The sequence below is a fragment of the Aeromonas sp. sia0103 genome (genome assembly GCF_963895295.1).
GTDB classification, from domain to species: Bacteria; Pseudomonadota; Gammaproteobacteria; order Enterobacterales; family Aeromonadaceae; genus Aeromonas; species Aeromonas encheleia.
Window position 1 is genome coordinate 290988 of sequence record NZ_CAWQKG010000022.1, and the last position, 11631, is coordinate 302618.

Annotated in this window: 11 protein-coding genes; all 11 read left to right on the forward strand. The window is 61.1% G+C overall.

The genetic code is table 11. The features are described 5' to 3' along the window. The first annotated feature begins 3 nt into the window (after positions 1-3). The 11 genes from uppS to rnhB all read left to right on the forward strand — a co-directional run bounded on the left by uppS (position 4) and on the right by rnhB (position 11631). Complete coding sequence (gene uppS, locus AACW18_RS09805; RefSeq protein ID WP_218388524.1) at positions 4-780, forward strand: polyprenyl diphosphate synthase; 777 nt, start codon at positions 4-6, stop codon at positions 778-780. 27 nt (positions 781-807) lie between these two features. After that, positions 808-1665 carry a phosphatidate cytidylyltransferase gene (locus tag AACW18_RS09810; RefSeq protein ID WP_042654061.1) on the forward strand — a complete coding sequence of 286 codons (858 nt, stop codon included), beginning with the start codon at positions 808-810 and terminating at the stop codon, positions 1663-1665. Between the two features lie 67 nt (positions 1666-1732). Further along, complete coding sequence (ispC, locus tag AACW18_RS09815) at positions 1733-2932, forward strand: 1-deoxy-D-xylulose-5-phosphate reductoisomerase (protein WP_218388525.1); 1200 nt, start codon at positions 1733-1735, stop codon at positions 2930-2932. Positions 2933-3067: 135 nt separating this feature from the next. Beyond that, complete coding sequence (gene rseP, locus AACW18_RS09820) at positions 3068-4420, forward strand: sigma E protease regulator RseP (RefSeq protein WP_218388526.1); 1353 nt, start codon at positions 3068-3070, stop codon at positions 4418-4420. A 34-nt stretch (positions 4421-4454) separates the two neighbouring features. Next, the gene (gene bamA, locus AACW18_RS09825; protein WP_218289849.1) at positions 4455-6878 is read left to right on the forward strand and encodes an outer membrane protein assembly factor BamA; all 2424 of its coding nucleotides are present in this window, start codon (positions 4455-4457) and stop codon (positions 6876-6878) included. A 148-nt stretch (positions 6879-7026) separates the two neighbouring features. After that, a complete protein-coding gene (locus AACW18_RS09830) occupies positions 7027-7539 on the forward strand; it encodes an OmpH family outer membrane protein (RefSeq protein ID WP_042654057.1) in 513 nt (170 codons plus the stop codon). Positions 7540-7542: 3 nt separating this feature from the next. Next, positions 7543-8562, forward strand: a complete 1020-nt coding sequence (gene lpxD / locus AACW18_RS09835) for a UDP-3-O-(3-hydroxymyristoyl)glucosamine N-acyltransferase (RefSeq protein ID WP_042654315.1) — start codon at positions 7543-7545, stop codon at positions 8560-8562. Between the two features lie 24 nt (positions 8563-8586). Then, on the forward strand, positions 8587-9048 hold the full coding sequence (gene fabZ, locus AACW18_RS09840) for a 3-hydroxyacyl-ACP dehydratase FabZ (RefSeq protein ID WP_042038166.1): 462 nt from the start codon (positions 8587-8589) through the stop codon (positions 9046-9048). Positions 9049-9050: 2 nt separating this feature from the next. Further along, positions 9051-9842, forward strand: coding sequence for an acyl-ACP--UDP-N-acetylglucosamine O-acyltransferase (lpxA, locus tag AACW18_RS09845; RefSeq protein ID WP_084228369.1), 792 nt, complete (start codon positions 9051-9053; stop codon positions 9840-9842). Next, entirely contained in the window at positions 9835-10974 is a 1140-nt protein-coding gene (gene lpxB, locus AACW18_RS09850) for a lipid-A-disaccharide synthase (protein WP_218289851.1), read from the forward strand. Before lpxA ends, lpxB begins: the two co-directional genes overlap by 8 nt. 66 nt (positions 10975-11040) lie before the next feature. Continuing rightward, positions 11041-11631 (forward strand): ribonuclease HII, encoded by a 591-nt coding sequence (gene rnhB, locus AACW18_RS09855; protein ID WP_218388527.1) that lies wholly within the window; start codon positions 11041-11043, stop codon positions 11629-11631.

The window sequence follows — 11631 nt, forward strand, 5'->3', positions numbered from 1 at the left end:
TGAATGTCGCTTTTGGCAGCGCTAGGCGATAGCGCCAGCTCGTCCTTGCCTCGTCACGTCGCCATCATCATGGATGGCAACGGTCGCTGGGCTCAGAACCGTGGCAAGATGCGGGTCTTTGGCCACAAGGCGGGCGTGAAGTCCGTGCGCGAGGCCGTGACCTTTGCCGCCCGTGCCAAGCTGGAGGCGCTGACCCTGTTTGCGTTCTCCAGCGAGAACTGGCGGCGCCCGGAAGGGGAGGTGAATGCCCTGATGGAGCTGTTCCTGACGGTGCTGGGCCGCGAGGTGAAGAAGTTGCACAGCAACGGCATTCGGCTCAAGGTGATAGGCGATACCGCCCGTTTCAGCGATCGGCTGCAGGCCAAGATCGCCAAGGCCGAGGCGCTGACCGCCGACAACCAGGGGCTGACCCTCAACATCGCCGCCAACTACGGTGGCCAGTGGGACATCGCCCAGGCGGCCCGCAAGCTGGCCCGCGCCGTGGCGGCCGGTGAGCTGGATGCCGAAGCGGTCGATGAGACGACGCTGGCGCAGCAGGTCTGCATGGCCGATCTGCCGCCGGTGGATCTGCTGATCCGCACCGGAGGCGATCATCGCATCAGCAATTTTGTGCTATGGCAGCTCGCCTATGCCGAGCTTTATTTTACCCCGGTATTGTGGCCCGATTTCAACGAGGCCGAGTTCAGCGAGGCGGTTGCCTCCTTCGTGACCCGCGAGCGCCGCTTCGGGTGTACGGGTGAACAGATACGGGAATTGATCGCCGAGCACCAGACCGGCTAAACCCCGCTCCCAAGAGAGAGGTTTCTTTTGCTAAAACAACGAATTATTACCGCATTACTGTTAGTACCCCTGGTTTTGGGGGCACTGTTTTTCCTGCCGTTGAAATTCTTTGCCCTGCTGGCTGCCCTGGTGTTCTTGCTGGCCAGCCGCGAGTGGAGCGCCTTCGTCTCTGCCCAGCCGCAGCAATGGCTGCCGCTGGTGTTCTGTCTGCTGCTCGGGGCCAGTCTGTTCTGGGTGCCGGTGGAGCAGCTCTGGATCCCTCACCTGCATCCTCTGTTGATGGGGGTGCTCTGGACGGCGGTCAGTTGGTGGCTGCTGGGCCTGCTGTTGGTGTTGCGCTATCCCCAGAGCGCCAGCCTGTGGAAAAAGTCCGTCTGGCTGAAATCCCTGTTTGGTCTGGTCACCCTGGTGCCCTTCTTCTGGTCACTGGTGGCCATCCGTGGCTACAACTTCTATCACGACCCCATGATGGGGGCCTGGATCCTGCTGTTCGTCATGGGCCTGGTCTGGGCGGCAGATTCTGGCGCGTATTTCTTCGGCAAGGCGTTTGGCAAACACAAGCTGGCACCGGCCGTCAGTCCGGGCAAAACCATTGAGGGCATGCTGGGCGGCCTGTTTACCGCCAGCCTGCTGGCGATTGGTGTAACCTGGTTCATGGGCCTCGTGCCCGCCAAGATGGGGGTCGTGCTGCTGTGCTCCCTGCTGGCGGTGCTGGCCTCCGTGCTCGGCGATCTCACCGAGAGCATGTTCAAACGAGAGGCGGGCATCAAGGATTCCGGCACCCTGCTGCCGGGCCACGGTGGCATTCTCGATCGCATCGACAGCCTGACGGCGGCCCTGCCGGTCTTCCTGCTCAGCTATCTGCTACTCGGTCAGGGGTTTTGATGCATAACTCTCTGATGATATCGAGGGCCGCTGGCTCCATCGGTCTGTTACTCGTTCAGGAGTCTTGATGCACAACTCACTGGTGATCCTGGGAGCGTCCGGCTCCATCGGTCAGAGCACCCTCAGGGTACTGCGGCAGAATCCGGGCCGCTGGCAGGTGCTGGCGCTGACGGCTGCCCGCAGCGTGGATGCCATGCTGCGCGATTGTCTCGAATTCTCCCCCCGTTTCGCCGTCATGGTGGATGAGACCGCGGCCCGCGAACTGGCCGAGCGGCTCAGGACCCACGGCAGCGCCACCCGGGTGCTGGCCGGCCAGGCGGCCCTGTGCGAGGTCGCCGCTCACCCGGATGCCCACAGCGTGATGGCGGCCATCGTTGGAGCTGCGGGATTGGCCCCCACCATGGCGGCCGTGCGTGCCGGCAAGCGGATCCTGCTGGCCAACAAGGAGGCGCTGGTGATGTCCGGAGCCTTCTTTATGGAGGCGGTTCGCCACCATGGGGCCGAGTTGCTGCCCATCGACAGCGAACACAACGCCATCTTCCAGTGCCTGCCAGAGGCCATTCAGCGTCAACCCGGCTTCTGCGATCTGGCGGGGGCGGGCATCAGCAAGATCCTGCTGACCGGCTCGGGCGGCCCCTTCCGCTATACCGATATCAACGAGCTGGACAAGGTCACGCCGGCCCAGGCGATCGCGCACCCCAACTGGTCCATGGGGGCCAAGATCTCGGTGGACTCCGCCACCATGATCAACAAGGGGCTGGAGTACATAGAGGCGCGCTGGCTGTTCAATGCCCTCCCTGAGCAGATCCAGGTGGTGATCCATCCCCAGTCGGTCATCCACTCCATGGTGCAGTACAAGGATGGCTCAGTGCTGGCCCAGCTCGGCAACCCCGACATGTGTACCCCCATCGCCCACGCCCTGGCCTATCCGGGCAGGGTAGAATCTGGGGTGGAACCTTTGGATTTCTTCAGTGTCGGAGAGTTCAGCTTTATCCGTCCCGACTACGAACGCTATCCCTGCCTGGCGCTGGCCATGGCGGCCTGCCAGCAAGGGCAGGCGGCGACCACCTCGCTCAATGCCGCCAATGAAGAGAGCGTCGCGGCTTTTCTTGCAGAGCGGATTGGATTTATGGATATTGCCAGAGTCAACGAGTCCATCATGGCGGCGTTGGGCAGTTCTGCCGTAACATCGCTTGACGATTTGATTGCACTGGATGGCACGGCGCGTGTCCGTGCCCACCAACTGATAGAGGAGCTTGCTCGATGAACGGACTGTGCTGGCCAGAGGCCGCTCTCTACGCCCTCGGGTATGACCTCGGGGTCAACCACTGATGGGTGTTGTACTGTGGAATGACAACGCCCTCGGGCGCCCCGTTGGCGATGAGCACGAGGTGATCGGCTGATGGGCGGCATACTGTGGAATATCGGTGCCTTCATCGTCGCCCTCGGGCTGCTGGTGGCGGTGCATGAGTTTGGCCACTTCTGGGTGGCCCGCCGCTGTGGCGTCAAGGTGGAGCGCTTCTCCATCGGCTTTGGCAAGGCGATCTGGCGCCGTGTCGGCAAGGACGGCACCGAGTACGTGCTGGCCCTGATCCCGCTGGGTGGCTACGTCAAGATGCTGGACGGTCGGGTCGATGAACTCAAGCCGGGGGAAGAGGCGCAGGCCTTCAATCACAAGAGCGTCTGGGCGCGGATGGCGATCGTCGCGGCCGGCCCCATGGCGAACTTCGTGTTCGCCCTGTTCGCCTTCTGGCTGATGTTCATGATAGGTGTGCCCAGCGTCAAGCCGGTGATCGGCGAGGTGCGTCCCGCCTCCATCGTGGCCCAGGCTGGCATCACGCCGGGCATGGAGATCGTCGGGGTCGGCGATGAGGCCACCGGAGACTGGGAGAGCGTGACCTACGCCCTCATCAGCCATCTGGGGGACAAGTCGGTACAGCTCAAGTTGAAGGCGGCGGACACCAGCTATGGGATCGACAAGACGCTGATGCTGGAGAGCTGGACCTTCGATCCGGACAAAGAGTCTCCTATCGGCAGCCTGGGGATAGTGCCGCTCGGTGGCAAGGTGCTCCCGGTGGTCGAGGCCATCGTGCCCAAGAGCGCGAGCGAGAAAGCCGGCATGCAGGTGGGGGATCGCATCAAGCGGGTCGGCGAGCAGGAGATCACCGAATGGACCCAGTTCGTCGAGCGGGTACAGCAATCGCCGGAGCAGCCACTGCAGGTGATGGTGGAGCGCGGGGGGAATGAGTTGACCCTGACCCTGCTGCCGGACGTGAAAAAAGTGCGGGGCCAGCTGGTCGGTTTCGTCGGCCTGTCGCCACAACTGGTTCCATTACCGGATGAGTATCGAGTTCTGTTACAGTATGGGCCTTTGCAAGCCCTGTGGCATGGGGTCCAGAAGACCTGGAGCCTGATCACGCTGACCTTCGACATGATCGGCAAGCTGATCGGCGGTATCGTCTCGTTGGACAATCTGAGCGGCCCCATCTCCATCGCCAAGGGGGCCGGCAGCAGCGCCGATTACGGGTTGGTCTATTTCCTCGGTTTCCTGGCGTTGATCAGCGTCAACCTGGGGATCATCAACCTGTTTCCCCTGCCGGTGCTGGATGGTGGCCATCTGGTCTACTTCCTCATCGAGGCAGTCACCGGCAAGCCGGTACCAGAAAAAATTCAGGAAGTTGGGTTCAGGATAGGCGCCGCCATTCTGATGTTACTGATGGGCATTGCGCTGTTTAATGATTTCGCTCGCCTCTGAGGCTAGAGCATCAACAAGGACACATAAGAACAAAATGGCTGTTAAAAAAGCATTGGTGTTGAGTTGCCTGCTGGGAGCCAGCTTCCTGGCTCAGGCGGCCCCTGCCTCTTTTGTGGTGCAAGACATTCAGGTCGAGGGTCTGCAGCGGGTGACCCTGGGCGCCGCCCTGTTGAATCTGCCGGTCCGGGTCGGTGACTCCGTGGACTCGGTGGCCCTGGCCAACGCCATCAAGAAGCTGTATGCCTCGGGTAACTTCGAGGACGTCAAAGTCTATCGTGACGGCCAGGTGCTGCAAGTCGTGGTGAAGGAGCGCCCGACCATCTCCAGCATCGAGTTCTCCGGTAACAAGGACATCAAGGAAGAGCAGCTGACCCAGAGCCTGGAGTCCTCCGGCATCCGGGTGGGCGATCCGCTGGATCGTACCGTGCTGAGCTCCCTCGAGAAGGGGCTGGAAGACTTCTACTACGGCGTGGGCAAATACTCCGCCAAGGTCAAGGCCATCGTCACCCCCTTGCCCCGTAACCGGGTCGATCTCAAGTTCACCTTCGTGGAAGGGGAAGCGGCCAAGATCCAGCAGATCAACATCGTTGGCAACCAGGTGTTCCCGGAAGAGAAACTGCTGGCCCAGCTATCCCTCAAGGATGATGTGCCCTGGTGGAACTTCACCGGCGATCAGCGCTATCAGAAGCAGAAGCTGGCCGGCGACATCGAAGTGCTGCGCTCCTACTACATGGACCGCGGCTACATCCGCTTCCAGCAGGAGTCGACTCAGGTCTCCATGACTCCGGACAAGAAGGGCGTCTACGTCACCCTGAACATCAAGGAAGGGGATCAGTACAAGGTCTCCGGCATTCAGGTCAAGGGCGACCTCATCGATCGCGGCAGCGAGATGAAGGGGCTCATTCCCATCGAGGCGGGCAGCGTCTACTCCGCCAGCCAGGTGACCCACACCGAAGAGGTGCTCTCCAAGTTCCTCGGTCGTTACGGCTACGCCTATCCCAAGGTGACCACCTTCCCGCAGGTCAACGACGAGACCAAGGAAGTGGAGCTGATCGTCAACATCGAGCCGGGCCCCCGGGTCTATGTGCGCAACATCAACTTCAGTGGCAACGTCACCACCCAGGACGAAGTGCTGCGGCGCGAGATGCGCCAGATGGAAGGCACCTGGCTCTCCTCCGACAACGTCGAACAGTCCAAGACCCGTCTCAACCGCCTCGGCTTCTTCGAGAGCGCGGAGGTGGACACCAAGCGGGTGCCGGGCAGCGATGATCAGGTCGATCTCGACTTCAAGGTCAAGGAGCAGCCAGCCGGCTCCATCAACGCGGGCATCGGTTACGGTACCGAATCGGGTCTGAGTCTGCAGGCGGGTTTGCAGCAGGACAACTTCATGGGTACCGGCAAGAAGATCGGTATCAACGCCAGCACCAACGACTACTCGAAGAACATCGATCTTAGCTACAACGATCCCTACTTCACCGTCGACGGTGTCAGCCTGGGTGGCCGACTCTACTACAACGAGTTCAGCGCGGCCGATGCCAACATCGTTGACTATGAGAACACCACCATCGGCTTCCGCCTCTCCAGTGGCTTCCCGGTCAACGAGAACAACCGCCTCGACTTCAGCCTCGGCTACGAGAACAACAAGCTGTCCCAGCCCAACCCCTATGTGCAGGTGGATGAGTTCTGGAAGGTGTACAGCGGCAACCTGGATGGTGACAACCGCATGGTGTTCAACACCGTCGACGTCACCGCCGGCTGGACCCGCTCTACCCTCAACAAGGGCCAGTTCCCGACCGCCGGTGACCGTCAGCGGGTCAACGCCAAGGTGACTTTGCCTGGCATGGATCTGCAGTACTTCAAGCTGAATGCCGAAGATGCCCACTACTTCCCGTTCGATGCGGACCACCAATGGGTCATGCTGGCCAAGGCCCGCGCCTCCTACGGTAACGGTTACGGCAGCAACGGCGATTACGACCACGTGCTGCCCTTCTTCGAGAACTACTATGCCGGTGGTTTCGATACCCTGCGTGGCTTCAAGAGCAACACAGTGGGTCCGAAGGCGCTCTATTACTACAACCTGGGTGGTAACGACGTGATCCAGGGCACCGACAGCTCGGTGGGTGGCAACGCCCTGGCTGTCGCCTCCCTCGAGATGATAGTGCCGACGCCTTTCGCCTCCGAAAGCTATCAGCCCCAGCTGCGGACCAGCTTCTTCATCGATGCCGGCAGCGTGTGGGATACCACCTTCAACTATGAGCAGTACCAGAACCGCTGCTTCAGCGGCTGTAACTACCTGATGGATTACTCCGATCCCAGCAATATCCGGGTGTCGGCCGGTCTGTCGCTGCAGTGGCTCTCTCCCATGGGCCCGCTGGTATTCGTGCTGGCTCAGCCGCTCAAGAAATACGAAGGGGATGATACTGAAGTATTCTCCTTCAACATCGGCCGTACCTTCTAAGGGCGCGGACGCTCCCCCACCTCGGTGGGGGTATTCAATGATGGGACGCGCAGCTTGCGTGCCTCACCAGGTAACAAGCCGGTCCCAAGGACTGCTTGCACAATCAGTTAAATCAGGTAGCCCTCGACCGAGGGACCAAGGAGTAAGTGTGAATAAAGCGTTGAAAGTAGCTGGTTTGAGTTTTGCACTGATGGCTGCCGGTATGGGCTCCGCCTGGGCTGAGACCAAGATCGCCGTGGTTGACATGGGCGAAGTCTTCCAAAAGCTGCCCCAGCGTGAAGCCGTGGCCAAGAAGCTGAAGGGCGAGTTCGAGCCGCGCATGCGCGAGCTGCAGAAGCTGGAATCCGACGGTCAGGCACTGGTCGAGAAGTTCAAGAAGGACGAAGCCTTCATGAGCAACGAGCAGAAGAAGCAGAACCAGGAGAAGCTGGCCAAGCTGCAGATGGAGTTCAACCAGAAGCGTCAGGCGTTTGAGAAAGACAACGGCCGTCGCCAGGCGGAAGAGCGCAACAAGATCCTGACCAAGGTCCAGGCTGCCATCGATTCCATCGCCAAGAGCAATGGTTATGATCTGGTGCTGGAGCGCAATGCCGCGCCTTATGCCGCCAGCAAGCTGGACATCTCTTCCCAGGTTATTTCTCAGGTAAGCAAGAGCAACTAATTGATGGCATTCACTCTCGCACAGCTGGCCCAGCAACTGGGGGCCCAGGTCCATGGCGATGGGACCCAGGAAATCCGCAAGGTAGCGACACTGGAAAAGGCCGGGGAGGGTGACATTGCCTTCCTGTCCAATCAAAAATACCGGCATTATCTGGAGCAGAGCAAGGCCACGGCCGTGCTCATTACAGAGGCGGATTTGCCATTTTGTCCCACCAATGCCCTGGTGCTCAAAGACCCCTATGTGGGTTTTGCCCGGGTAGCCCAACTGCTGGACACCACCCCGCAGCCGGCCACGGATATCCATCCGAGCGCCGTCATCGCGGCGGACGTGCAACTGGGCGAGAGAGTGGCCATCGGCGCCAATGCGGTCATCGAATCCGGCGTCGTGCTGGGGGATGACGTGCGCATTGGCCCGGGTTGTTTCGTTGGCAAGCATACCCGACTGGGAGCGCGCTCCCGGTTGTGGGCCAACGTCACCCTCTATCACAACGTGACCCTGGGCACAGACTGTCTGGTGCAAGCCGGCACTGTGATCGGGGCCGATGGCTTCGGTTATGCCAACGAACGCGGCGAGTGGATCAAGATCCCCCAGCTCGGTGGCGTGACCATTGGCAACCGGGTCGAGATCGGAGCCTGTACCACCATAGACCGGGGTGCGCTGGAAGATACCCGCATCGCGGATAACGTCATCATCGACAACCAGTGCCAGATCGCCCACAACGTCGAGATCGGTTATGGCACAGCCATCGCGGGTGCGACCACGATGGCCGGTAGTCTCAAGGTCGGCAAATATTGTATCATTGGCGGCGCCTCCGTCTTTAACGGGCACATGGAGATCTGCGACCAGGCCACCATCACAGGTATGGCCATGGTGATGCGACCCATTACCGAGCCCGGTATCTACTCTTCCGGCATCCCCCTGCAATCCAATAAAGAGTGGCGCAAGACCGCCGCCCGGGTGATGCGTATCGAAGAGATGCACAAGCGGTTGAACCGACTTGAGAAAAAGCTGGGTCAAGAATAATCACGATTGGTATAGGGTACTGTTTTGACTACTGAAAAGAAGAGCCTGGGCATCCAGGAAATCATGGATCTGCTGCCCCACCGTTATCCGTTCCTGATGGTGGACAAGGTCGAGAGCTACGAGATCAGCGATGAGCGCAAGACTTTGCGTGCCATCAAGAACGTCTCGTTCAACGAGCCGATCTTTCAAGGCCACTTCCCGGCCAAGCCGGTGTTCCCTGGCGTGCTGATCCTGGAGGCCATGGCCCAAGCGACTGGCATCCTGGCCTTTACCATGGTGGGCAAACCGTCCCCCAACGAACTCTATTACTTTGCCTCAATCGATAACGCTCGTTTCAAGCGCCCGGTTGGCCCTGGCGATCAGCTGGTGCTCGACGTTGTGTTCTTAAAAGAGCGCCGCGGCATTGCCAAGTTCACCGGTGTTGCTACCGTTGATGGTGAAGTGGTCTGTACCGCCGAACTGATGTGTGCAAAGCGCGAGGTGTAACCGTGATCGACCAGACTGCCATCATTCACGATACTGCCATCGTTCATGAGTCTGCGGTGATCGGCAAAGGGGTGGAAATCGGCCCCTTCTCCGTCATTGGAGCCGAGGTGGAAATCGGTGACAACACCTGGGTCGGTTCCCATGTGCTGATCAAGGGCCCGACCAGGATCGGCCGTGGCAACAAGATCTTCCAGCACTCCTCCATCGGTGAGGATTGCCAGGACAAGAAGTACGCCGGTGAGCGCACCTTCCTCGAGATCGGTGACAACAACGTGTTTCGCGAGAACTGCACAGTGCACCGCGGCACCACCCAGGATCAGGCCCTGACCAAGGTGGGCAGCGGCAACCTGTTCATGGTCAACGTGCACGTGGCCCACGACTGCATCATCGGTGACAACTGCATCTTCGCCAATAACGCGACCCTAGCGGGCCACGTGGTGATCGGCGATTTCGTGATCTTCGGCGGCCTCTCTGCCATTCACCAGTTTGGTCGGGTCGGCTCCCACGCCTTCGTCGGTGGCTGCGCCGCCCTGAACAAGGACGTACCGCCCTATGTGATGGCGGCCGGCAACTACGCCAAGCCGTTCGGGGTCAACTCCGAAGGCCTGCGTCGCCGTGGCTATAGCCCTGAGGCCATCTCCGCCGTCAAGCGCGCCTACAAGGAGATCTTCCGCTCCGGCAAGACCATCGAGGAGGTGCTGCCCGTGCTGATCGAGATGGCTCAAGCCGAACCGGCCGTCCAGCTCTATGTCGACTTCCTCAAAGACAACGAGCGCGGGATCATCCGTGCCTGACCCGATCCGCATCGGTATCGTCGCCGGGGAGACCTCCGGCGACATCCTGGCTGCCGGTCTGGTGCGGGAGCTGCTGGTCCGCTATCCCGATGCCCGCTTCGAAGGCATCGCCGGACCGCGCATGCAGGCGCTCGGCGTCAAGGCGCTGTTCGAGATGGAAGAGCTTTCCGTCATGGGCATCACCGAGGTGCTGGGCCGTCTGCCCCGCATCCTGCAGGTGCGCCGCGAGCTGTTGCGCCATTTTATTGCCAATCCCCCTGATATCTTCATCGGGGTGGATGCACCGGATTTCAATATCGGGGTGGAGCTGAAGCTACGCCGCACCGGTATCAAGACGGTTCACTACGTCAGCCCCTCCGTCTGGGCCTGGCGCCAGAGCCGCATTCACAAGATCAAGGCCGCCACCGATCTGGTGCTCGCCTTCCTGCCGTTCGAGAAAGCCTTCTACGACCGTTTCGATGCCCCCTGCCGTTTCGTGGGGCACACCATGGCCGATGCCATTCCGCTGGTGCCGGATCAGGCCGCCGTGCGCCAGGCGCTCGGCATCGACCCGAGCCGGCGCTGGCTGGCGGTGCTGCCGGGCAGCCGCAGTGCCGAGGTCGGCTTCATGTCACCGGTGTTTCTCGAGGCGTGCAAGCACCTGACGGTGCACTGCCCTGATCTCGGCTTCATAGTGCCGCTGGTCAACCAGAAACTGCGTGAGCAGTTCATGGCCATCAAGGCCGAGGTGGCGCCGGATCTCGACATGGTGCTGCTGGAAGGGCAGGGCCGTGAGGCCATGATCGCCGCCGACGTGGTGATGCTCGCCTCCGGTACCGCCGCGCTGGAAGCCATGCTGGTGAAGAAACCCATGGTGGTGGGCTACAAGCTCAAGCCTTTCAGCTATTGGCTGGCCCAGTGGCTGGTGAAGACGGACTATGTCTCCCTGCCCAACCTGCTGGCGGACCAGATGCTGGTGCCCGAGCTTCTCCAGCATGAGTGCACCCCGTGCAATCTGGTGGACGAGGTCAGCAAGTTGCTGGAACACGACAACAGCGAACTCATCGCCACCTTCACCCGGCTGCACAAGAAAATTCGCTGCAACGCCGACGTGCAGGCCGCCGAGGCGGTCGCCGAACTGCTCGGCAGATAGCGCGCCCCCGGGCGATGCTGTGCTGACACTGGCCCTGCGGGGCCTGTTTTGATTCAAGGCATTGATATGACGATCGATATTCCGCAAGACAAGCTGGTAGCAGGGGTTGACGAGGTGGGTCGTGGCCCGCTGGTGGGCGACGTGGTCACCGCCGCCGTGATCCTGGATCCGGCCAACCCGATCGCGGGCCTTGCCGACTCCAAGAAGCTCTCCGAGAAGAAGCGCCTCGCCCTGTTTGACGAGATCAAGGCCAAGGCGCTGGCCTGGTCCATCGGTCGGGCCAGTCCGGATGAGATCGATGAGCTGAACATCCTGCACGCCACCATGCTGGCGATGCAGCGGGCGGTGGCGGGCCTGGCCATGACGCCCGAGCTGGTCTTCATCGATGGCAACCGCTGCCCGGCGCTGCCCATGGAGGCGCGCGCCGTGGTCAAGGGCGACAGCCTGGTGGCCGCCATCAGCGCCGCCTCCATCCTCGCCAAGGTGACCCGTGACGCCGAGATGACCGAGCTGGACGGCCGTCATCCGGCCTACGGTTTCGCCCGCCACAAGGGCTATCCGACCGCAGAGCACCTCGCCATCCTGGCCGAGCGCGGCCCCTTGCCCGAGTATCGCAAGAGCTTCAAACCGGTGCGCCGGGCGCTGGGGATCGAATAA